Annotated in this window: 19 protein-coding genes; 15 read left to right on the top strand and 4 right to left on the bottom strand. The window is 63.5% G+C overall.

Going from position 1 to position 21614, the window contains the following annotated elements:
- Positions 1-121 precede the first annotated feature (121 nt).
- Positions 122-1021: a LysR family transcriptional regulator gene (locus PQR62_RS14135; protein ID WP_408158604.1), complete on the top strand. Its 900-nt coding sequence runs from the start codon at positions 122-124 to the stop codon at positions 1019-1021.
- 30 nt (positions 1022-1051) lie between these two features.
- Here PQR62_RS14135 and PQR62_RS14130 read toward each other — a convergent pair whose 3' ends face one another.
- Complete coding sequence (locus tag PQR62_RS14130; RefSeq protein WP_408158603.1) at positions 1052-1288, bottom strand: hypothetical protein; 237 nt, start codon at positions 1286-1288, stop codon at positions 1052-1054.
- A 280-nt stretch (positions 1289-1568) separates the two neighbouring features.
- On the opposite strand from PQR62_RS14130, the gene PQR62_RS14125 reads away from it, so the two are divergent.
- From PQR62_RS14125 to PQR62_RS14080, 10 genes are all read left to right on the top strand, one after another.
- Positions 1569-2237, top strand: a complete 669-nt coding sequence (locus PQR62_RS14125; protein WP_408158602.1) for a haloacid dehalogenase type II — start codon at positions 1569-1571, stop codon at positions 2235-2237.
- 55 nt (positions 2238-2292) lie between these two features.
- Complete coding sequence (locus PQR62_RS14120; protein WP_408158601.1) at positions 2293-3570, top strand: NAD(P)/FAD-dependent oxidoreductase; 1278 nt, start codon at positions 2293-2295, stop codon at positions 3568-3570.
- A gap of 307 nt (positions 3571-3877) precedes the next feature.
- The gene (locus PQR62_RS14115) at positions 3878-5425 is read left to right on the top strand and encodes an ABC transporter substrate-binding protein (protein WP_408158964.1); all 1548 of its coding nucleotides are present in this window, start codon (positions 3878-3880) and stop codon (positions 5423-5425) included.
- 226 nt (positions 5426-5651) lie between these two features.
- Entirely contained in the window at positions 5652-6608 is a 957-nt protein-coding gene (locus PQR62_RS14110) for an ABC transporter permease (RefSeq protein WP_408158600.1), read from the top strand.
- On the top strand, positions 6605-7504 hold the full coding sequence (locus tag PQR62_RS14105; RefSeq protein WP_408158599.1) for an ABC transporter permease: 900 nt from the start codon (positions 6605-6607) through the stop codon (positions 7502-7504). The genes PQR62_RS14110 and PQR62_RS14105 overlap by 4 nt, the downstream gene beginning before the upstream one ends.
- Before the next feature lie 19 nt (positions 7505-7523).
- A complete protein-coding gene (locus tag PQR62_RS14100; RefSeq protein WP_408158598.1) occupies positions 7524-9401 on the top strand; it encodes an ABC transporter ATP-binding protein in 1878 nt (625 codons plus the stop codon).
- Positions 9398-9736 (top strand): (2Fe-2S)-binding protein, encoded by a 339-nt coding sequence (locus PQR62_RS14095; protein WP_408158597.1) that lies wholly within the window; start codon positions 9398-9400, stop codon positions 9734-9736. Before PQR62_RS14100 ends, PQR62_RS14095 begins: the two co-directional genes overlap by 4 nt.
- Positions 9718-11091: an FAD/NAD(P)-dependent oxidoreductase gene (locus PQR62_RS14090; protein ID WP_408158596.1), complete on the top strand. Its 1374-nt coding sequence runs from the start codon at positions 9718-9720 to the stop codon at positions 11089-11091. Before PQR62_RS14095 ends, PQR62_RS14090 begins: the two co-directional genes overlap by 19 nt.
- Positions 11088-12281, top strand: a complete 1194-nt coding sequence (locus tag PQR62_RS14085) for an NAD(P)/FAD-dependent oxidoreductase (protein ID WP_408158595.1) — start codon at positions 11088-11090, stop codon at positions 12279-12281. The genes PQR62_RS14090 and PQR62_RS14085 overlap by 4 nt, the downstream gene beginning before the upstream one ends.
- A 103-nt stretch (positions 12282-12384) precedes the next feature.
- Positions 12385-13488, top strand: coding sequence for an NAD(P)/FAD-dependent oxidoreductase (locus PQR62_RS14080; RefSeq protein WP_408158594.1), 1104 nt, complete (start codon positions 12385-12387; stop codon positions 13486-13488).
- A 99-nt stretch (positions 13489-13587) separates the two neighbouring features.
- On the opposite strand, the gene PQR62_RS14075 is transcribed toward PQR62_RS14080, so the two are convergent.
- On the bottom strand, positions 13588-15060 hold the full coding sequence (locus tag PQR62_RS14075; RefSeq protein ID WP_408158593.1) for an aldehyde dehydrogenase family protein: 1473 nt from the start codon (positions 15058-15060) through the stop codon (positions 13588-13590).
- A 340-nt stretch (positions 15061-15400) separates the two neighbouring features.
- On the opposite strand from PQR62_RS14075, the gene PQR62_RS14070 reads away from it, so the two are divergent.
- The 4 genes from PQR62_RS14070 (at position 15401) to PQR62_RS14055 (ending at position 19757) form a co-directional block, all read left to right on the top strand.
- A complete protein-coding gene (locus PQR62_RS14070) occupies positions 15401-16330 on the top strand; it encodes a GNAT family N-acetyltransferase (RefSeq protein ID WP_408158592.1) in 930 nt (309 codons plus the stop codon).
- 72 nt (positions 16331-16402) lie between these two features.
- Positions 16403-17329, top strand: a complete 927-nt coding sequence (locus PQR62_RS14065) for a 2-hydroxyacid dehydrogenase (protein ID WP_408158591.1) — start codon at positions 16403-16405, stop codon at positions 17327-17329.
- 337 nt (positions 17330-17666) lie between these two features.
- Positions 17667-19046 (top strand): aspartate aminotransferase family protein, encoded by a 1380-nt coding sequence (locus PQR62_RS14060; RefSeq protein WP_408158590.1) that lies wholly within the window; start codon positions 17667-17669, stop codon positions 19044-19046.
- A 216-nt stretch (positions 19047-19262) separates the two neighbouring features.
- A complete protein-coding gene (locus PQR62_RS14055) occupies positions 19263-19757 on the top strand; it encodes an Lrp/AsnC family transcriptional regulator (protein ID WP_408158589.1) in 495 nt (164 codons plus the stop codon).
- Positions 19758-19884: 127 nt separating this feature from the next.
- Here PQR62_RS14055 and PQR62_RS14050 read toward each other — a convergent pair whose 3' ends face one another.
- Entirely contained in the window at positions 19885-20685 is an 801-nt protein-coding gene (locus tag PQR62_RS14050; protein WP_408158588.1) for an ABC transporter permease, read from the bottom strand.
- Positions 20682-21494 (bottom strand): ABC transporter permease, encoded by an 813-nt coding sequence (locus PQR62_RS14045; RefSeq protein WP_408158963.1) that lies wholly within the window; start codon positions 21492-21494, stop codon positions 20682-20684. The genes PQR62_RS14050 and PQR62_RS14045 overlap by 4 nt, the downstream gene beginning before the upstream one ends.
- Positions 21495-21614: the final 120 nt, after the last annotated feature.

Genomic DNA, 21614 nt, shown 5'->3' with positions numbered 1-21614 from the left:
AGACCGGCAAGCCTAACACCGCTGAGCGGATTCTTATTGCACAGCGGCGCGGCTTGAAGATAGCATCGGCATTTCCGCAAAAGAATGCGCAAAGCCGAAATCGGCTTGTGCAACAAACCCCATGTCCGATTTCAACTGGAACGACCTGCAAGCCTTTCTCACCATGGCGCGCGCCGGCCGCCTGACGGTGGCGGCGCAGCGCATGGGCGTCGATCATTCGACGCTGAGCCGGCGCATTGCGGCGCTGGAGGCGGCGCTGGGCGTGCCGCTGTTCGAACGGCGCACGGTCGGTTTCGTGCTCACGCCGGAAGGCGAGCGCCTGCTCGGCGACGCCGAAGCCATCGAGACACTGGCGCTGCGCATGCGCGCCCAGCTCGACGACGGCAGCGCCAGCCTGACCGGCACCGTGCGGGTCGGCACACCTGAGGGTTTCGGCACTTACTTTCTGGGGCCGCGCATCGCCGGCATCACGCACGCTCATCCCGGTCTGGAAATCGAACTGGTGGCCAATCCGCGTTCCTTCAGCCTGACCAAGCGCGAAGCCGATCTGGCGGTGAGCATGGCGCGCCCGGCACAGGGCCGGGTATACGCCAACAAGCTGGTCGACTATGCGCTCGGCCTGTATGCGGCGCCGGCCTATCTGGAGCAGCACGCGCGCATCCGCAAACGCGAAGACCTCGGCCGGCATCACTGGATAGGTTATGTGGAAGATCTGATGTGGACGCCCGAGCTGGATTATCTGCCGCAGGTGGCGCGCGACATCAGCGCACACCTGCGCGTGTCGAACGTGATCACGCAGATGATGGCGCTGGCCGGCGGCGCCGGCATCGGCGTGCTGCCGCACTTCATGGCGCGCAACGAGCCCGGCCTGGTGCGCGTGCTGCCGGAACAGATTCGCCTGACGCGCTCCTACTGGCTGGTGACGCACGCCGACACGCGCGATCTGGCGCGGGTGGAACTGGTGACGCAGTTCATGCAAGAGGAGCTGACAAAAGCCGGGCCGGATTTCTGGATGGACTGAGGTGGCGCTGAGGATGAGCAGAGCTCGGGCTCAGGATGAACGGCAGGCGGCGGCCTTGAAACAATCTGCTGAATCCGGGCTGCCGGCAGCATAAAAATGGCGACGTGATGCGGCGCAACTTACTTTGCCATACGCATGCGCCACGGCGACGCTGCCGCTGCCGGAATTGACAAACGTAAAGCGCGCCATTCGGATACAGCGACAAGCGCCTCTGCCATTTTTGGCGGCAGGCAGCGCCGGAATCCGCACCAGCCCGGTGAATTTCATCAAATAACGCCCCGCCGCAGCGCATTGCTGCACCGCTCAGCAAGCTATGCTGATTGCCCTGCCCAAAACACGTGATTCTGTGCCGTCGCCCTCGCAAAACGGAATATTCCCGCTGATCGTGTGTGATGTAATCATCAACGTAGCAAGGCAAGCATTACGCAATGGTCCGGCCCGGATTGGAGACTGCTGCGCAAGAAAGCCGCATTGTTTTCCGCCCCCAATTTCAAGTCGTCGGCCAACGCGCCTGACGGCTGATCCAACCTGACAGAGGACTACGCACATGAGCATCTTCCGGCCTAAATTCATCACCTTCGATTGCTACGGTACCCTGACCCGCTTCCGCATGTCGGACATGGCGCGCGAGATGTTTGCCGATCGCGTCTCGGCGGAAGACATGCCCTTTTTCCTGCGCCAGTTCGCCGCTTACCGTCTGGACGAAGTGCTGGATCAGTGGAAGCCGTATGAAGAAGTGCTGAAGAACGCCATCAAGCGCACCTGCGCCCGCTGGAACATCGCCGTCAGCGACGAAGAAGCAGGCAAGTACTATCAGGCCGTGCCGAGCTGGGGCCCGCATGCCGACGTGCCTGAAGGTCTGGCGCGCGTGGCCAAGGAATTCCCGCTGGTGATCTTCTCCAACGCCGCCGATGAGCAGATCCAGCACAACGTCGACAAGCTCGGCGCGCCCTTCCACAAGGTCTTCACGGCGCAGCAGGCGCAGGCTTACAAGCCGCGCCTGAAGGCCTTCGAATACATGCTGGACAACCTCAACTGCAATCCTGAAGATGTGCTGCACGTGTCTTCCAGCCTGCGCTACGATCTGATGCCGGCCAGCGACATGGGCATCAAGAACAAGGTGTATGTGGCGCGCGGTCATGAGCCGTCGACTCCGTACTACGGCTACACCGAGATCACCGACATCGGCGGCTTGCCGGGCGTGGTCGGGCTGTAAGCCGGCAAGTCGGCACACTGGCGCAAGCTCATCCATTCCTGTCTTCTGGGCCCCAATGAAACTTGAATCGTACTGGCTGGATACGGCGCCGCGCTTTAGCGGCGGCGCCGCAGGAACGGTGAACGGCGAAGCCGACGTGGTGGTGGTCGGCGGCGGCTTCACCGGGCTGTCGGCCGCGCTTGCGCTGCGCAAGCAACATCGTTCGGTGGTGCTGCTGGAAGCCGGCCGCATCGCCGGCGAGGCATCCGGCCGCAACGGCGGCCAGGTCAACGCCGGACTGGCGCACGACTTTTCGGAGCTGAGCGGCAAGATCGGCAAGGCCAGGGCCACCGAGCTGTATCGCGCCTATAGCCAGGCGGTGGAAACCGTGGCGCGCATCGTCGCCGATGAAAATATCGATTGCGATTTCCGCCGCTGCGGCAAGCTGAAGGTGGCAGCCAAGCCCGAGCATTACGCCAAACTGCAACAGGTGTTCCGCGATCTGAGCCCGGATATCGATGCCAACCTGAAACTGATCGCGCCGCAGGATATGGCGTCCGAAATCGGCGGGGGCGATTTTCATGGCGGCTTGCTGCAAACCACCAGCGCCCAGATGCATGTCGGCAAGTTCGGCATCGGTCTGGCGCATGCCGCAGCACGCCAGGGCGCACGCATTTTTGAAGCGACGCCGGTGACCGGCCTGCAGCGCCAGCCCGATCAATCGTTCATGGTAGAGACCGCACAAGGCAGCCTGCGCGCACAACAGGTGCTGATCGCCGCCGGCGGTTGCGCCACCGGACCGCTGGGCTATTTCCGCCGCCGGCTGGTGCCGGTCGGCAGCTTCATCATCGTCACCGAAGTGCTGTCGCAAGCGCTGCTGGACCAGATCATGCCGGGCCGCCGCAACTATGTGACTACCAAGAATATCGGCAACTATTTCCGCATCACGCCCGACAACCGCCTGCTGTTCGGCGGCCGTGCGCGTTTTGCGATGTCCAATCCGAAGTCGGATGCCAAAAGCGGTGCGCTGCTGCAGGCGGCCATGATCGAGATGTTCCCGGCCCTGCGCCAGACCCGCATCGATTATTGCTGGGGCGGTTCGGTCGACATGTCGGCCGATCGCCTGCCGCGCGCCGGCGTACATCAGGGCATGTATTACGCCACCGGCTACAGCGGCCACGGGGTGCAGATGTCGGTGCATATGGGCGAAGTCATGGCCGAGGTGCTGCAAGGCAATGTCCAGGCCAACCCCATGCGCGGCATGGCCTGGCCGCCGATTCCCGGACATTTCGGCAAGCCCTGGTTTTTGCCGCTGGTGGGTGCGTATTACCAGTTGCGCGACAAGCTGGCCTGAAGCGCGAAGGAAGAGAAAAACAAGCAGCAGGCGAAAAGAATCAACCGGCGCAGCAGACCTCAACAGATGGAATTGGACTGCAACACCGCCGCCGGGCATGAATTGTTGGTGCAGCAAAAAAAGACCGGCCGACCCGCTAGCGTGGTCGGTCAAGATTGATGGTGCTACTTCCTTGACGAGGCGATTTATGACTAAGAGCAAATTTGAACAAGACCTGCAGAACGCCGACGCTGCTTCTGCCGCATCGGCCACCACTGCAGCTGCCTCCGGATCGCTGATAGAAACCGGCGGTTTCAGCCGTCGCGCCATGATCCGTTCGGTGCTGGCCGGCGGCCTCATGGCCAGTTCGGCCGGCGGTTTGCTGACCGCCTCCGGCAGCGCCTTTGCGCAGGCGGCGACCACCCCGGCCACACCGCGACGCGGCGGCAAGGTCAAGATCGCCACGCAGTCCAGTTCCACCGCCGACACCCTCGATCCGGCCAAGACCTCGCACTCCACCGACTACACCCGCGCGCACCTGTTCTACAACGGCCTCACCAAGCTCGACATCAAGCTGGCGCCGGTGATGGTGCTGGCCGAAGAAATGAATACCGACGACGCCACGCTGTGGACCGTCAAGCTGCGCAAGGACGTGCGCTTCCACGACGGCAAGCCGCTGACGCCGGCCGACGTGGTGTTCTCGCTGATGCGCCACAAGGATCCGGCCACCGGCTCCAAGGTCAAGGCGATTGCCGACCAGATCGAATCGGTCAAGGCCAGCGGCGCCAATGAAGTGCAGATCAAGCTGACCGGCCCCAACGCCGACCTGCCGGTGATTCTGGCCACTGCACAATTCCTGATCATCCGCGACGGCACCACCAGCTTCACCAAGGCCAACGGCACCGGCGCCTTCAAGTGTTCCGAGTTCACCCCGGGCGTACGCACCGTGGGCGTGCGCAACAACGAATACTGGAAGCCGGGCATGCCTTATCTGGACGAGATCGAAATCTTCGGCATTCCCGACGAAGCGGCGCGCGTCAATGCGCTGCTGTCGGGCGACGTGCACTGGATCAACGAAGTCAATCCGCGCTCGACTTCGCGCATCAAGGCCACCCCTGATTTCGGCATTCTGGAAACCAAGTCCGGCCTGTATTCCGACCTGGTGATCCGCCAGGATTCGGCACCGGGCAAGAGCATGGACTTCACGCTGGGCATGAAGTATCTGATTGATCGCCAGCAGATAAAGACCGCCGCCTTCCGCGGTTACGCCGTGGTCGCCAACGATCAGCCTATCGATCCGACCAACCGTTTCTTCTTCGCCGGTCTGCCTCAGCGTCCCTACGATCCGGACAAGGCCAAGTTCCACCTGGGCAAGGCCGGCGTACTGGGCAGCACGCCGATCCCGCTGGTGGCCTCGGTGGCCGCCGCAGGTTCGGTCGACATGGCCATGCTGATGCAGCAATCGGCACAGAAGATCGGCCTGACGCTGGACGTCAAACGCCTGCCGGCGGATGGTTACTGGTCCAATCAGTGGATGAAGGTGCCGCTCGGTTTCGGCAACATCAACCCACGTCCCAGCGCCGACATCCTGTTCACGCAATTCTTCAAGTCGGACGCCACCTGGAACGAGTCCGGCTGGAAGAACGAACAGTTCGATCAGTTGCTGGTGCAGGCGCGCGGCCAGACCGACTTCGCCAAGCGCAAGCAGATGTATGCCGACATGCAGGTGCTGATCCACGAAAAGGGCGGCATCGGCATTCCGGTCTTCATCACCAATCTGGAAGGCTACAGCACCAAGATCAAGGGCATTGAACCGATCCCGCTGGGCGCCTTCATGAACTACACCAGCGGCGAATACATCTGGTTGTCGGCGTAAGCGGACTAAGTTGTCAGCCTGAATGTTGCCCGCGCTCATGCGCTTCACCTGAAGCGCATGAGCGCGCCGGCAGCTTGCACGATGTTTGCTTCTGCCGGGCCATGATCCAGACCCTGCAGGCCCCTATACAGCTCCGCGCTTTTGCACCTGCCCGGCAGCGCAAAACCAAGCTTCAGTTATTGATTGCAATCCAGCGACGCGTCGCGCATTTTCCGGGGAGTTTTTCATGAACAGTACCGTCGGCAGGCTCATCGCCCAACGTCTGGCGCTCGGGATACTGACGCTGCTGATCGTCTCGGTCGCCGTCTTCTTCATCACCAATCTGCTGCCCGGCGATGCCGCGCAGGCCGCGCTCGGCCAGGCCGCCACGCCCGAATTGCTGGCCGCCCTGCGCACCCAGTTCGGCCTCGATCAGCCGGCCCCGCTGCGCTACTTCAGCTGGCTCAGCGGCTTGCTGGCCGGCCAGCCCGGCATATCGCTGGTCAATCACATGCCGGTGGCGCAACTGATAGGCGGCCGTCTGCCCAGCTCGCTGCTGCTGGCCGGCGTCACCGCTGCCGTGTCGGTGCCGATTGCGCTGACCCTCGGCATCACCTCCGCCATGTATCGCGGCAGCAAATATGACCGCGCAGTCAATGTGATGGCGGTGTCGATGGTGTCGATTCCCGAATTTCTGGTGGCCACCATTGCGGTGCTGATCTTCGCCGTGCATCTGCACTGGCTGTCGGCGCTGTCGCATACCGCCGGCATCACCACCTTTGCCCAGTTCGTCAAGGCTTACGCCATGCCGGTGATCACGCTGTGCTGCGTGATCGTGGCCCAGATGTCGCGCATGACGCGTGCGGCGGTGATCGATCAGCTGACCTCTTCCTATGTCGAGATGGCGGTCCTCAAGGGCGCCGGCCCGGTGCGCATCGTGCTGCGCCATGCGCTGCCCAATGCCATCGGCCCCATCGTCAATGCGGTGGCGCTCAGCCTGTCGTATCTGCTGGGCGGCGTGATCATCGTCGAATCGATCTTCAACTATCCCGGCATCGCCACCCTGATGGTAGACGCGGTCACCACGCGCGACATGCCGCTGGTGCAAGCCTGCGCCATGATTTTCTGTGCCGCCTATCTGATGCTGGTGCTGTTCGCCGACATCGTCGCCATCGTCGCCAATCCGAAACTGAGGATCAAATGAGCCAGCCTGATTCCACACCCGGCGCGATCACTCCAGCGCCTGCTACGCCTGCCGGCGCCCCCCTTGCCAATCAGTCCGCCCACACACCGGCGCGCCGCATCCTCGGTCTCAGTCCGCTCGGTCTGGTCGGCCTGGCGCTGGTCGCGTTCTGGGTGCTGATGGCGATCTTCGGCCCGCTGCTGTCGCCGCACGACGCCGGCGAAGTGCTGGACATGGATGTATTCGGCGGCATCAGCAGCAAATTCTGGCTGGGCAGCGATTACCTCGGCCGCGACATGCTCAGCCGCATTCTCTACGGCACGCGCTACACCATCGGCCTGGCGCTGGTCGCCACCTTGCTGGCCAGCGGCTTCGGCACCCTGCTGGCGATGGTGTCGGCCGTCAGCGGCGGCTGGCTGGATTCGCTGCTGAGCCGCACCTTCGATGCCCTGATCTCGATTCCCAGCAAGATGTTTGCGCTGATGATGGTGGCTTCCTTCGGCTCCTCGGTGCGGCTGCTGATCATCACCGCCGCCATCACCTACATGCCGGGTGCCTTCCGCATCGCGCGGGCACTGGCGGTCAACGTACAGACCATGGAATACGTACAGGTGGCGCGGGCGCGCGGCGAAGGCTGGCTCTACATCACCTGCATCGAAATGCTGCCCAACATGATTCGCCCGGTGATGTCCGACCTCGGCCTGCGCTTTGTCTACGTAGTGCTGCTGCTGAGCGGTCTGAGCTTCCTCAGCCTCGGCGTGCAACCGCCGGACGCCGACTGGGGCTCGCTGGTGCGCGAAAACATTTCCGGCCTCGGCCAGGGTGCGCCGGCGGTATTGATGCCGGCGCTGGCCATCGCCACGCTGACCATCGGCGTCAATCTGCTGATTGACAATCTGCGCGGCAAGCGTCGTTAAGGCTTAGAAGGATCTGGATATGAACACACACAAGCAAGGACCCGACAGCGGCAGCGCCGGCGCTGAAGTGGTCCGCGTCAGCGGACTGCAGGTCGCGGCCCTGAAGGAAAACGGTCAGCTCACGCCCATCGTGCAGGACGTTGCCTTCAACATCGGACGCGGCGAAGTGCTGGCGCTGATCGGCGAGTCCGGCTCCGGCAAGACCACCATTGCGCTGTCGCTGCTGGGCTATGCGCGCACCGGCTGCAAGATCACCGGCGGCAACATCCAGGTCGGCGAGCACGACGTGCTGACGATGAACGACCGGCAGTTGCAGCACATGCGCGGGCGCCATGTGGCCTACATCGCGCAGAGTGCGGCCGCCGCCTTCAATCCTTCACGCACGCTGATGGATCAGGTCATCGAAAGCGCCATGATCCACAAGATCATGAGCCGCCGGCAGGCGCAGGAAAAAGCCGTCGGCCTGTTCCGCGCGCTGGCGCTGCCGGATCCCGAACATATCGGCAGCCGCTATCCGCACCAGGTTTCGGGCGGCCAGCTGCAACGCATCATGGCCGCCATGGCCTTCATCACCGATCCGCAACTGGTGGTGCTGGATGAGCCGACCACGGCGCTCGATGTCACCACCCAGATCGAGGTGCTGCGCGCCTTCAAGAACGTGGTGCAGCAACTCGGCACCACTGCCGTCTATGTTTCGCACGATCTGGCGGTGGTGGCGCAGATGGCCGACCGCATCATCGTGCTGCGCGATGGCCGCATGCGTGAAGTGGGCACCACCGACCACATCCTCTATCACCCGGAAAACGCCTACACCCAAAGTCTGCTGGCGGCCGCCCGGCCCAAGCTGCGCGAACAGCCGGCGCCGTCGGAAGATGCGCCGCTGCTGCGCATCAGCGGCCTGGTGGCCGGCTACGGCCGGCCGGACCGGCGCGGGCTGCCGTCCAGCCGCGTGCTGGACGACATCAATCTGACCATCCGCCGCGGCAGCACCGTCGGCATCATCGGCGAATCGGGCTCCGGCAAGACCACGCTGGCACGCGTAGTGGCCGGACTGGTGGCGCCGGCGCGCGGCAGCATTCTGCTGGACGGCGAAGAGTTGCCGCCGACGCTGGAGAATCGCACGCGCGATCAGTTCCGCCGGGTGCAGATCGTGTTCCAGAACGCCGACACCGCACTCAATCCCGGTCATACCATAGGCCGCATTCTGGGTCGTCCGCTGAGCTTCTATCACGGGCTCGACAAGGCGGCGCAAAAGAAACGCATCGCCGAGCTGCTGGATCTGGTGCAGTTGCCGGCCAATGTCATCGACCGCTTGCCGGGCGAGCTGTCGGGCGGACAAAAGCAGCGCGCCAATCTGGCCCGTGCACTGGCCGCCAAACCCGACCTGCTGCTGTGCGATGAAGTGACCTCGGCGCTGGACACCGTGGTCGGCGCCGCCATCCTCGATCTGCTGACGCAGCTGCGCCGCGAACTCAACGTGTCTTACATGTTCATCAGCCACGACATCAGCACCGTGCGCGCCATCTGCGACGACATCGTGGTGCTGTATTCCGGCCACATGGTCGAGCAATGTCCGCGTGAGGCGCTGGCCGAAGCGCCGCGCCATCCGTATTCGCATCTGCTGATGTCCTCGGTGCCGGACCTGCGTCCGGGCTGGCTGGAGCAAGCCGCCGGCCGGACGCCGCAAGGCCTGCCGCCCATCGGCCCCAGCGACCGCAGCATCGATATCTGCACCTTCGTCGACCGCTGCGGCCTGCGCATGGACGGCATCTGCAATACCGTGCAACCGCCGCGCCGCCTGCTCGACAACGGCACCCGCATCCTCTGCCACCGCACCATCTCCGATCTGGAGCAACTGCAAGCACCGCTGATCGCGGAGCAAGAGATCGCCGCATGAAAGAGATATCCAAGCAGAGCGCATCACCTCGAGGCCGTCTGGTCAGATTGCAGGAAACCGGGCGCGCGGTCGTCAGGCTCTCCATCGATAGCCTGTCTGCCGAAGCGCTGGAGGGCGACACCGTGCTGGTGGCCATGCTGACCAATGTGCGCACGCTGCGCCAGTCCGAGTTCGGCGACGACCGCCGTGCCGGCTTCTGCATGATGGGCGCCTGCCAGGATTGCTGGGTGTGGGACGCCGGCGGCGCCCGGGTGCGCGCCTGCTCCACCGTGGTGGAGGCCGGCATGCAATTGTTCACGCGACAGCCGGAGGCGACATGGCCGCAGCTCGCATAGTGATCGTCGGCGCAGGCCCGGCCGGCGTGCGCTGCGCCGAAACGCTGGTCGCCGCCGGCCTGGGTCCGACCCTGATCGATGAAGGCGCGCGCGACGGCGGCCAGATTTATCGCCGTCAGCCGGCCCATTTCAAACGCTCCTACGAAACCCTGTACGGCACCGAAGCCGGCCATGCGCGTGCGCTGCATGCAAGCTTCGACGCCATCCGGGCGCAGATCGATTACCGGCCCGAGACCCTGGCCTGGAACATCAGCGGCCGCAAGATTCACATGGTCAGCCGCGGCCGCGTGCTCAACCTCGAATACGATCGCCTGATCCTGTGCACCGGCGCCACCGACCGCCTGATGCCGCTCAAGGGCTGGCAACTGGCCGGCACCTATACCCTGGGCGGCGCGCAGGTGGCGCTGAAATCGCAGGCCTGCTCGATCGGCCGCAAGGTGGTGTTTGCCGGCAGCGGCCCGCTGCTGTATCTGGTCGCCAGTCAATACATCAAGGCCGGCGCCCAGGTCGCCGCCGTGCTCGACACCGCCCGCTTCACGCAACAACTGGGCGCCCTGCCGCACATGCTGGCGCGGCCGGCACTGATCCGCAAAGGCATGTCGCTGATCGGCGCCATCAGGCGCGCCGGCGTGCCGGTGATCAAGGGCATGACGCCGCTGGAAATCACCGGCACTGCGGGAGACGGCGTGCAGGGCATACGCTATCGCGATGCCGCCGGCGAACATCTGCTTGAATGCGATGCGGTGGCGCTGGGTTATCACCTGCGCGCTGAAACGCAACTGGCCGACATGGCGCGCTGCGAATTTCAGTTCGACGCCCATTCGCGTCAATGGCTGCCGGCCATCGATGCCGAGGGCCGCAGCTCGGTGCCCGATGTGTATCTGGCCGGCGACGGTGTGCGCATTCTCGGCGCCGACGGTGCGGAAAACGCCGGCCGGCTGGCGGCGATGGCGGTGCTCAGCGATTTGCAGTTGCCGGTGGATGCGGCCAGCCGCGCCGAGCTGCTGGCCAGGCAAATCAAGATGGACAAATTCCGGGTCGGCCTGCTGCAGGCGTTTCCCTGGCCCTCGCAACAGGCGGCGGATTTGCCCGACGACGCCGTGGTGTGCCGCTGCGAAAGCATCACCGCCGGCCAGTTGCGCCAGGTGGTGCAGCAGACCGGCGCGCTCGAAGCCAATCGCGCCAAGTCCTTCAGCCGGGTCGGCATGGGCCGCTGCCAGGGTCGCTATTGCGCGCACGCCGGCGCGGAAGTGATTGCCGCCGCCGCCCGGATTCCGATTGCCGAGGTCGGACGCCTGCGTGCGCAGGCGCCGGTCAAGCCGCTGTCGCTGGCCAGCATCGAGGAGCTCGAATGAATACTGCTGCTTCTGCCAGAGCCGACGTGATCATCGTCGGCGGCGGCATCATGGGCTGCGCCGCGGCCTTCTTTCTGCGCCGTCGCGGCCGCTCGGTGATTCTGCTGGAGCGCGAACTGGTCGGCCGTCAGGCCAGCGGCGCCAACTTCGGCAATGTGCGGCGCCAGGGCCGCCATCTGCATCAGCTGCCGCTGGCCAATCGCTCGCGCGAAGTCTGGGGCCGGCTGCCTGAGCTGATCGGCGAAGACGTTGAATTTCTGCCCTCCGGCCACATCCGCATCACTTACGATCAAGAGCGCGTCGGCCTGCTGGAAAGCTATGCCCGCGACGCCCGCGATTACGGCCTGGAACTGGAAATGGTGAGCGGCGACAGCATGCGCAAGCGCTTCCCCTATCTCGGCCCCGAGGTGCGGGCAGGCTCGCTCTCGCCGCTCGACGGCCATGCCAATCCGCGCTTGTCGGCGCCGGCCTTCTGCCGCGCGGCGGCGCGGCTGGGCGCGCAGATGATAGAACATACCGAAATCGCGCTGGTGGAAAAGGAAGGCGAAGATTTCCGCGCCATCAGCACCGACGGCCGCGTGTATCGCGCGCCGGCCATGCTGATCACCGCCGGCGCCTGGGGCGACCACCTGGCGCTGCAGTTCGGCGAGCCGGTGCCGCTGATCGCGCGCGGCCCGCAGATGGGCGTGACCGAGCCGGTGCCGTACGGCATTCGCCCGGTGGTCGGGGTCTCGACCAACATCACGGAAGAGAGTCTGTACTACCGCCAGATCCCGCGCGGCAATATCATCTTCGGCGGCTGCGGCTACGGCGAAGTGAGCACCGAAACCATTCGCGCCTACGTCAAGCCGGAAAACACCATCCGCCAGCTGAGCCAGTTGCGGCGGCTGTCGCCGGTGCTGGCCAACGTCAATCTGATCCGGGTCTGGAGCGGCATCGAAAGCTATCTGCCGGACAGCAATCCGGTGATGGGCCCCAGCGCCAAGGTGCCGGGCCTGTATTACGCCTTCGGCTTCTGCGGCGAAGGCTTCCAGCTCGGCCCCGGCGTCGGCGACGTGATGGCCGAACTGATCGATACCGGCGCCACCGATGTGCCCCTGGAGCACTATGCCATCGGACGCTTTGCGGCGGCGGAAGCCATCTTGGCAGCAGCGACCTCCCCCGCCAAGGCTGCCGCCGGAACACACTGAAACACCCATCGCTCCATCACTTATTTTCAATGTCCGCCGCCAGCCAGTGAGCCAAGGCTCAGCTTCTTGCAGCAAGACGGACTCCACATAGGAACAGCAGCACATGAGTCATATCGTCATCGTCGGCGCCGGCATAGTCGGCTTGTCGGTCGCCCGCGCCGCCATCAAGCGCGGCCATCAGGCCACCATTCTGGAACGCGGCCCGGCGCCCAATCCGCACAGCGCATCGTTCGACCTGCATCGCATGATCCGTTATCACTACGGTTCCTTCGGCGGCTACACGCGCATGGTGACGCCGGCCTTCGACGCCTGGGATCGCGTCTGGGCCGATCTCGGCACCGAGCATTTCGAGAACACCGGCGCCGTCGCCATTTCGCTGCTGCCCAATGACTACGGCCAGAAGACGCTGGACGCCTTCCGCGAAGTCGGCCAGGAACATGAGGTGCACGACCGCAGCGCGCTGGAGGAGCTTTGCCCGCATCTGCAATTGCCGGCCGATGCCTGGGGCGTCACCGGCGGTCGTGGCGGCCCGCTGTTCGCCAGCCGCATCGTCACTGAACTGACCGACTGGGTGCGCAAGCACGGCGTCGATCTGCGTCACAACTGCGCAGTGAAATCGGTGGATCGCACCCGCGGTATCGCGACACTGGAAGACGGCAGCGAAATCAGCGGCGATCTGCTGGTGGTGGCGGCCGGCGCCTGGATTTCGCGTCTGCTGCCCGACAGCTACGGCGACGGCCCGACCTTCCGCCAGGGCCTGTGTTACGTCGAGCCGCCGGCCGACTATGTCGAAAGCTGGCGCAACTCGCCGGCCATTGTCGCCATCGGCGACCACGGCGGCTACACCCTGCCGGACCGGCGCGGCGCCGGCCTCAAGTTCGGCCACGGCGCACATCGCCGTCTGGCCAAGCCGGAAGAAGACGGCTTCGGCTCCGATCTGGAAACCGAAGGCGCCATCGTGCTGGGCGCATTCAAGCCCTATCTGAAACAGGCCGAGGCCTATCGCGCGCTGCGCATTCAGGTCGGCTACTACCAGATGGACAGCTCACGCCGCTTCCGCGTCGAATCCGAAGGACGCGGCCTGGTGGTCACCAACTGCGACGGCCAGATGTTCAAGTTCGGGCCGCTGCTGGGTGAACGCATCATGGCCATGTTTGCCGGCGAACAGAGTGCGGCCGATCTGGAACGCTGGGCCGCCGGTTATTGAGAAAACCTGAAGAAAAATGTGAGGCAGTAAAAATGCCCGCAGGCGCAGCGCCTGCGGGCATTTTTTTCTGAGCGCTCAGATCCCTGGAACTGCAGCGCCTTATTCGCCGATCTCGATCAGCACGCTCTTGACGCGCAGGTTGGCTTCGAAAGCCTGTCGCCCGAGATCCTTGCCGATGCCCGAGCGCTTGTAACCGCCGGTCGGAATCATGAAGTCTGAAGTGCGGCCGTAGCGGTTGATCCACACCGTTCCGGCTTCGAGCTTGCGCGCCATGCGCAAGGCGCGGCCAATGTCGCTGGTGTGCACGCCGGCCGCCAGCCCGTAGTCGGGATGCGCCGCCAGCGCCAGCGCCCCGGCTTCGTCGTCGAACTCCTGCACCGTCAGCACCGGGCCGAAGATTTCACTGTGCACCGCCTCCATGCCGGGCGTGACGCCGCTGAGGATGGTCGGCAGGTAATACGCGCCCCCATTGCCCAGCAGTTTGCCGCCGGTGATCACTTGCGCGCCGGCCGCTTCGGTGCGCTGCACGATGCCGTCGATGCGGTCGGCCTGGCCTTTGGAAATGATGGGCGGCAAGGTGGTTGCAGCATGCCAGGTCGGCCCCGGCTGCAGCGCCTGAAACGCCTGCACGATGCCGGCGATCAGTTCGCCGGCGACGCCGCGCTGCACCAGCAGGCGTGAGCCGGCGACACAGACCTGACCGGCATTACCGGTGATGGCGCCGGCCACCGTGCGTGCGGTTTTCTTCAGGTCGGGCGCATCGGCGAAAACGATTTGCGGGCTCTTGCCGCCCAGCTCCAGCGTCACCGGCTTGGTGCCGCTTTCGGCGCAGGCGCGCATGATGGCGGCGCCGGTAGCAGTCGATCCGGTGAAGGTGACTTTGGAAATTTTGGGATGGCGGCACAGGCTGTCGCCGGTAGTGCGGCCATCGCCCTGAATCACGTTGAAGATGCCCGGCGGCATGCCGGCCTGAATCGCCAGTTCCGCCAGCCGCAAGACCGTGAACGGCGTCATCTCCGATGGCTTGAGCACCACCGCATTGCCGGCCGCCAGCGCGGGGGCTACCTTCCACGAGGCCATCACCATCGGAAAATTCCAGGGTGCGATGGCGCCGATCACGCCATACGGCTCGGTGATGGTCATGCCCAGCTGATGCTGGCTGGTGGCGGCCACATCGCCGCCGTGCTTGTCGGCCAGCTCGGCGAAAAAGCGTATGCCTTCCGCGGTGAACGGCACATCCCATTGCACCGCGTCGCGGATCGGCCGGGTCGAACCGACCGCCTCCATCGGCGCCAGCACGCCGACGTCGGCATCGATCAGATCGGCCCAGCGCCGCATGATGCGGGCGCGGTCGCGCGGCGCTTGCGAGGCCCAGTTGCTGCCGCGCCAGGCTTGCCAGGCGTTTTCCACGGCGCGATCGACCAGCGCCGCATCGGCTACCGGCAAGCCGGCGTAGGCCACGCCATCCGAAGGACGCAGGACATCCATCAGGCCGGCGCTGACATCGATGTATTCGCCGCCGATGAAGTGAGCGCAGCGGACGACAATCTGATCGGGGGCAAAGTCCTGCATCTGAAAATCCTTGGTTGAATAAGTGCACCGCATGCTGCGTGCATGCAAGTTATTGGCGAGAATCCGGCGCCAGGCCTGCAGCGATTCACCGGCATTGAAATTGCCGGAACTCGAGCCTGGGACTGCGCAGGAATAGCAAGATGCTAATCCCGAACAGCGACAATTTTGTGCCGAGACGCAGCCTGAACACGCTATAAGATTGCGAAGTTTGCGTGCAGAAGGCGGCATTCTGCGGTCTGAAACAAGGCATGATTGAGGTCAGTCAATTCGCCGGCCGCAGGCCCGTTTTTCAGTTAGCTTTTACCCATTGCGACCGCCCGATATTCGTCAAGGAATTCCCATGTCAGCAGCACATCCAGCCTCCAGCACTTCATCACCCAAGACCGAAGCCACCGGCCCGGCAGGCAATTTCAGCATGCGCGCGATGACCGAAGCCGATACCCCGGCCTGCCATCGCCTGTCGCTGCAACTGAGGTGGCCGCACCGTCTGGAAGACTGGCAATTCATGGAGCGCATGGGGCACGGCTTCGTGATCGAAAGCCGGGACGGCGATAAAGCGCCGGTGCTGATCGGCTCCGCGCTGTATTTCAATTACGGTGAGAGCCATGCCTCGCTGGGCATGGTGATCGTGCAACCGGGCTTGCAAGGTCATGGCCTGGGTCGTCGCCTGATGCAGAAATTGCTGGATGAAACTGATGGCCGCGTGCGCCTGCTCAACGCCACGCCGGCCGGCCAGCCGCTGTATGAAAAACTCGGTTTTGCTGCGGTCGGCAAATTGCACCAGCATCAGGGCTCGCTGTTTCAGCCGCTGCTGATTCCGCTGCCGGCCGGCGAACGCGTACGGCCGCTGGGCAACAGCGACGGCGCCCGCATCGAAGCGCTGGACGCGCGCGCCAGCGGACTGGATCGCAGCCAGGTGCTGGAAGCCATCGGCGAAGTGGCCGAAGGCGTGGCCATCGACCGCGACGGCGAAATGCTGGGCTTTGCGCTGGTGCGCCGCTTTGGCCACGGCCGCGTGATCGGCCCGGTGGTGGCGCCCGATGTGCAGCGCGCCAAGGCGCTGATCAGCCACTGGATCAATGTGTATGCCGACTCTTTCATTCGCATCGACGTGTTCGAATCGGGCGAGCTCAGCGAATGGCTCACCGACATCGGCCTGACTCGCGTCGATACCGTGGTGCCGATGCGCAAGGACAACGGCAAGCCGGCGACCTCGATGCCGGCCGCCGACGTCAGACATTTTTCCGTCATCAATCAGGCCATGGGCTGACGCGGCCCGTCTCCGGTCACTATTTCCTATTCCCCATTCACGCTTAGCGATACCGGCTTACACAGGAACAGCATGCATTTTCTCTACAAGTCGGACCCGGTCCGCGGCGAACTCTGGGCACGCCTGTTTGCCGAACGTGCACCGGAAATCACGTTTCATTGCTGGCCTGAAACCGGCGATCCGAAAGAGGTGCGCTACCTCGCTGCATGGATCCCGCCGGCCGATCTGGCGCAGCAGTTTCCGAATGTCGAGGTGGTGTTTTCGGTGGGCGCCGGCATCGATCAGTTCGATTTTTCCACCCTGCCGGCGCACGTGCCGGTGGTGCGCATGATAGAACCGGGCCTGGCCGCCGGCATGGTCGAGTACGTGATGCAGGCGGTGCTGTCGCTGCATCGCGATGGCCCTCTTTATCAACAACAGCAGCGTCAGCGCCAATGGATCGCGCGCACCGTCAAGCCTGCTTCCAGCCGGCGCGTCGGTGTGCTGGGACTGGGCGTGCTGGGCAAGGCGGTGCTGGAAAAGCTGCGCGATTTCGGCTATGACTGCGCCGGCTGGAGCCGCTCGCCACATACGCTGGAGGGCGTGGCCTGTTACGACGGCGAGGCCGGTCTCGACAGCTTTCTGGCGCGCACCGATATCCTGATCTGCCTGCTGCCGCTGACTGACAGCACGCGCGGCATTCTGAACCGCAAACTGTTCGCCGCGCTGCCGGCCGGCGCCGCACTGATCAATGTCGGCCGCGGCGCGCATCTGGTGGAGGCCGATCTGCTGGCGGCGCTGGACAGCGGCCATTTGTCTTCTGCCGTGATCGATGTGCTGGAGACTGAACCGCCGGCCGCCGATCATCCGTTCTGGGATCATCCGTCCATCGTGCTGACGCCGCATATCGCCAGCATGACGCAGCCGGTCTCCGGCTTCGAAGCGGTGCTCGACAACATCCGCCGTCATCAGGCCGGACAACCGCTGGTCGGCCTGGTCGACCGCACGCGCGGTTATTGATTTGCCGGCCGGCGCACGCCACCGGCCGCTTGCGTCCCCTCCTGCTTTCAGCTGTGTTCATCCGCGAGCGCATCATCAAGCGCGGCCGGCGGCTGCACGCTTTTCATTCATTCCACTCCCGTTTTCTGCACCTTCATGATGCCCTGCGCCCCGATTCAAACCACGTCCCATGCGCCATTGCGGGACACCGCAGAATATGCTGCGGGACTGAATAATTAGCCCGAAGATGCCGTTTCAACGCGGCATCTTGCAAGCTAAAGCTGAGGGGGCGGACTTACCATATTCCATGCCGTTCAATGACTTGAACCCCCTGCCAGCCATAGGAAATCCTGCCATCATGCAAACCTCAGATCTCGTCGCACTCGACCGCAAACACCTGATTCACCCCGTCGCCAGCTTCCGCGAACATGAACAGGCCGGCGTCACCATTCTGCAATCCGGACGCGGCGCCTATCTGAGCGATCATCAGGGCAAGGAATTGCTGGATGCCTTCTCCGGCCTGTGGTGCGTCAACACCGGCTACGGCCAGGAAAGCATCGTGCGCGTGGCGGCCGAACAGATGAGCCGCCTGCCTTACGCCACCGGCTATTTTCACTTCGGCTCGGAGCCGGCGATTCTGCTGGCGGAAAAACTGGTGGAGCTGTCGCCGGCCTCGCTGACGCACGTGTATTTCACGCTGGGCGGTTCGGATGCGGTGGATGCCGCGATCCGCTACATCACGCATTACTACAACTCGCTGGGCCAGCCGCAGAAGAAGCAATTCATTTCGCTGGAGCGCGGCTACCACGGTTCGTCTTCGGTCGGCGCCGGTCTGACTGCGCTGCCGAACTTCCACTTCAATTTCGACCTGCCGCTGCCGACCCAGAATTACATCGCCTCGCCCTATCCCTACCGCAGCCCGGTCGGCCACGACGACGCTGCGATCATCGCCGGCTCGGTGGCGGCCTTGCGCGCCAAGGTTGCGGAACTGGGCGCCGACAATGTCGCGGCCTTCTTCTGCGAACCGATTCAGGGTTCGGGCGGCGTCATCGTGCCGCCGTTCGGCTGGCTCAAGGCCATGCAAAAAACCTGTAACGAACTCGGCATTCTGTTCGTGGTGGATGAAGTGATCACCGGCTTCGGCCGCACCGGCCCACTGTTCGCCTGCCTGGCGGAAGACGTGCAACCGGATCTGATGACCATGGCCAAGGGCCTGACGGCAGGTTATGCGCCGATGGGCGCGGTCATGATGTCGGACCGGATCTACAACACCATCGCCGACGGCGCCGCCGCACACGTGGTGGTCGGCCACGGCCAGACTTATTCCGGCCATCCGGTGAGCGCCGCCATCGGCCTCGAAGTGCTGCGCCTGTATCACGAAGGCGGTCTGCTGGCCAACGGCGTGGCGCAAGAGCCGAATTTTGCCGGCGGTCTGCGCGATCTGCTGTCGCATCCGCTGGTGGGCGATGCCCGCAGCCGTGGCCTGCTCGGCGCCCTGGAACTGGTGGCCGACAAGGACAGCAAGCAACGCTTTGCACCGGAACTGAAACTGCACGAACGCATCGCCACGGCCGCTTACGAACAGGGCCTGATCTTCCGCGCCTTCGGCGACAACATTCTTGGATTCGCACCGGCGCTGTGCTACAGCAGCGATGATTTTGCGCTGATGTTCAGCCGTCTGAAGCAGATTCTGGATACGGTGCTGGAACAGCCGGAAGTACGCAAAGCGCTGGTCTAAGCGCAATCTGCCGCAGCGGGATAGCTTGCAGTTCAGCGACTGACGCAAGTCAGTTTCTGCGCTGCATCGCGCTGTCGGCGGATAGAAAAAACAGAGTCGGAAGCGATGTCGGACGGGAGAACAACATCCCGCAGAGGCGCAAGGCAAGTTGCGTGACTTGCGCTGCGTGATACGATGGGCGCGCGTAAAAGAACAGCCTGAAAAACGGAGTCAAAAATGATTGCTAGCGGTGCCCTGAAGCTTGACCGGATCGATCTGCGCATCCTGTGTCATCTTCAGCAAAACAGTCGGATCACCAATGTCGTGCTGGCGGATGCCGTGGGTCTGTCGCCCAGCCCCTGCCTGATCCGCGTCAAGCGCCTGGAAAAAGCCGGTTACATCAGCGGTTACGGCGCGCATATCCAGCTGGAAAAACTCAGCGATGTGCAGGTGGTGTTTACCGAAGTGACCTTGTCCGATCACCGGCGCGAAGACTTTGCCAAGTTCGAATCCTATATCCGCAACGTCGATGAAATCATCGAATGCCACCTGGTCAGCGGCGGATACGACTATTTGCTCAAGTTCGTCACGCGCAACGTGGTGCATTACCAGAGCATCATCGAAAACCTGCTTGAGCAGCATCTGCGCATCGAGAAATACTTCAGCTACATCGTGATCAAGTCGCCCTTCATCAAGAACCATTACCCGCTGGAAAAATTCATCAATACCTGATGCGCTGCGGCGTGCCGCAAGCCTCTCCGCCGTCATGCAAGCCCAGCCCGCAGGCCACCCGCCGAGCGGGCTTTTTTGACTGCGGTGACTGTGGCAGGCGGGCATGTGCATGATCATTTGCCGTTCTTTATTTAGCCGTCTTGCGCGGCGTCTTGTTCTTGCTCAGCACCGTCAGCATCACCAGTGCAAAACTGGCGGCGGTAAGCAAGGTGCTGATGGCGGCGATGGTCGGATCGATCTCGTCGCGCAGCGTGGTGAACATGCGCTTGGTCAGGGTCTGGTTCTCGCCGCCCGACACGAACAGTGACACGATGGTTTCATCGAGCGCCTGAATGAAGGCGAAGATCGCGCCCGAAATCACGCTGGCCTTGATCTGCGGCAACGTCACCAGCATGAAGGCGCGCAGGCGGTTCATGCCGAGGCTGCGCGCCACCATTTCCTGCGCCGGGTCGAAACCCTTGAGACCGGCCAGCACCGAGGTCACCACATACGGCAGTCCCAGCATGGTATTGGCCAGCACCAGGCCGGTAATGGTCGACAGCAGACCGATCTTGGCATACACGAAGAACACGCCGACCGCGACGATGATGATGGGCACGATCAGCGGCATCATCATGCCGATGCGGATGTAGCGCAGGCTCCAGTGGCGCCCGTTGTGCAAGGCATAGGAGGCGGCCACGCCCAGTGGCGTGGCGATCAGCACCGTCAGGCATGCGGTGAGCAAGCTGGTCCTGGCAGCGTCCATCCAGGTCGGATTGTTGATGAAGCTTTGATACCAGCGCAGCGAATAGCCGGGCGGCGGAAAGGTCATGAACCGGGTATCCGAGAACGACACCGGAATGATCACCAGCACCGGCAGAATGGAGAAGATCAGAATCGCCGCGACGACGATGCCGAGCAGGATACGGCCCAGAGTTAACTGTCTCATTTCGCCCCCAGAATGCGTTCCAGCGGAATCAGCTTGCTGACCAGATAAAAGATGACGAACACACAGGCCAGCAGCACCACGCTCACTGCGCTGGCGGCGCCCCACTGGTTGTACAGCTCGACGTTGCGGCTGACCACCATCGACACCAGGATGGTGCGGCCGCCGCCCATCAGTTCGGGCGTGATGTAAAAGCCCAGGCACAGCACGAAGACCAGCGTCATGCCGGCCAGCACGCCGGTCAGCGACAGCGGGAAAAACACGCGCAGGAATACGTGCAGCGGATTGCCGCCCAGACTGCCGCCGGCCTGCATCAGATCACCGGGGATCTTTTGCATGGTCGAGTACAGCGGCAGCACCATGAACGGCAGCAGGATGTGCACCGTGGCGAGGATGGTGCCGAATTCGTTATGCACCAGCGGCAACGGCGTCTGGATCAAATCCATGCCCATCAGTGTCTTGTTGATCAGGCCGCTGCGCTGCAGCAGGATCAGCCAGGCATAGGCGCGCACCAGCACGCTGGTCCAGAACGGCAGAATCACCAGCGCCAGCACCAGCGTCGCCCAGCGTTTTGGCAAAGCGGCGGCGGCATACGCCACCGGATAGCCGAGCAGCACGGTCAGCAGAGTGACGATGATGCTGATCTTGAAGGTCAGCGCAAAGGTGTTGCGATAGATGTCTTCGGTGATGATGCGGCGGTAGTGCTCCAGCGTGAAACCGTCGGCATAGATCGACTGCCAGAACAGCCAGGCCAGCGGCACGATCAGCAGCACGAAAATGACCAGCGCAGCCGGCGAGGCCAGCAACAGCATCAGCAACTGTTCGCGGCGGGTGGCTGCTTCCGAATAATCGGCGACCTTGGTTTTCAATTGAATTTCCCGATGCTGGTGAATTGAAACGGAATCGAAAAGACGATGCGCCGCAGAACCGCC

It is taken from the genome of Herbaspirillum lusitanum (assembly GCF_046025995.1).
GTDB classification, from domain to species: Bacteria; Pseudomonadota; Gammaproteobacteria; order Burkholderiales; family Burkholderiaceae_D; genus Herbaspirillum; species Herbaspirillum lusitanum_A.
This window is presented reverse-complemented; position numbering and strand designations above follow the sequence as displayed.

Coding starts and splice junctions, on each gene's coding strand:
- PQR62_RS14135 (WP_408158604.1), top strand. CDS start 122: ATGTCCGATTTCAACTGGAACGACCTGCAAGCCTTTCTCACCATGGCG.
- PQR62_RS14130 (WP_408158603.1), bottom strand. CDS start 1,288: ATGAAATTCACCGGGCTGGTGCGGATTCCGGCGCTGCCTGCCGCCAAA.
- PQR62_RS14125 (WP_408158602.1), top strand. CDS start 1,569: ATGAGCATCTTCCGGCCTAAATTCATCACCTTCGATTGCTACGGTACC.
- PQR62_RS14120 (WP_408158601.1), top strand. CDS start 2,293: ATGAAACTTGAATCGTACTGGCTGGATACGGCGCCGCGCTTTAGCGGC.
- PQR62_RS14115 (WP_408158964.1), top strand. CDS start 3,878: ATGATCCGTTCGGTGCTGGCCGGCGGCCTCATGGCCAGTTCGGCCGGC.
- PQR62_RS14110 (WP_408158600.1), top strand. CDS start 5,652: ATGAACAGTACCGTCGGCAGGCTCATCGCCCAACGTCTGGCGCTCGGG.
- PQR62_RS14105 (WP_408158599.1), top strand. CDS start 6,605: ATGAGCCAGCCTGATTCCACACCCGGCGCGATCACTCCAGCGCCTGCT.
- PQR62_RS14100 (WP_408158598.1), top strand. CDS start 7,524: ATGAACACACACAAGCAAGGACCCGACAGCGGCAGCGCCGGCGCTGAA.
- PQR62_RS14095 (WP_408158597.1), top strand. CDS start 9,398: ATGAAAGAGATATCCAAGCAGAGCGCATCACCTCGAGGCCGTCTGGTC.
- PQR62_RS14090 (WP_408158596.1), top strand. CDS start 9,718: ATGGCCGCAGCTCGCATAGTGATCGTCGGCGCAGGCCCGGCCGGCGTG.
- PQR62_RS14085 (WP_408158595.1), top strand. CDS start 11,088: ATGAATACTGCTGCTTCTGCCAGAGCCGACGTGATCATCGTCGGCGGC.
- PQR62_RS14080 (WP_408158594.1), top strand. CDS start 12,385: ATGAGTCATATCGTCATCGTCGGCGCCGGCATAGTCGGCTTGTCGGTC.
- PQR62_RS14075 (WP_408158593.1), bottom strand. CDS start 15,060: ATGCAGGACTTTGCCCCCGATCAGATTGTCGTCCGCTGCGCTCACTTC.
- PQR62_RS14070 (WP_408158592.1), top strand. CDS start 15,401: ATGTCAGCAGCACATCCAGCCTCCAGCACTTCATCACCCAAGACCGAA.
- PQR62_RS14065 (WP_408158591.1), top strand. CDS start 16,403: ATGCATTTTCTCTACAAGTCGGACCCGGTCCGCGGCGAACTCTGGGCA.
- PQR62_RS14060 (WP_408158590.1), top strand. CDS start 17,667: ATGCAAACCTCAGATCTCGTCGCACTCGACCGCAAACACCTGATTCAC.
- PQR62_RS14055 (WP_408158589.1), top strand. CDS start 19,263: ATGATTGCTAGCGGTGCCCTGAAGCTTGACCGGATCGATCTGCGCATC.
- PQR62_RS14050 (WP_408158588.1), bottom strand. CDS start 20,685: ATGAGACAGTTAACTCTGGGCCGTATCCTGCTCGGCATCGTCGTCGCG.
- PQR62_RS14045 (WP_408158963.1), bottom strand. CDS start 21,494: ATGCTGTTGCTGGCCTCGCCGGCTGCGCTGGTCATTTTCGTGCTGCTG.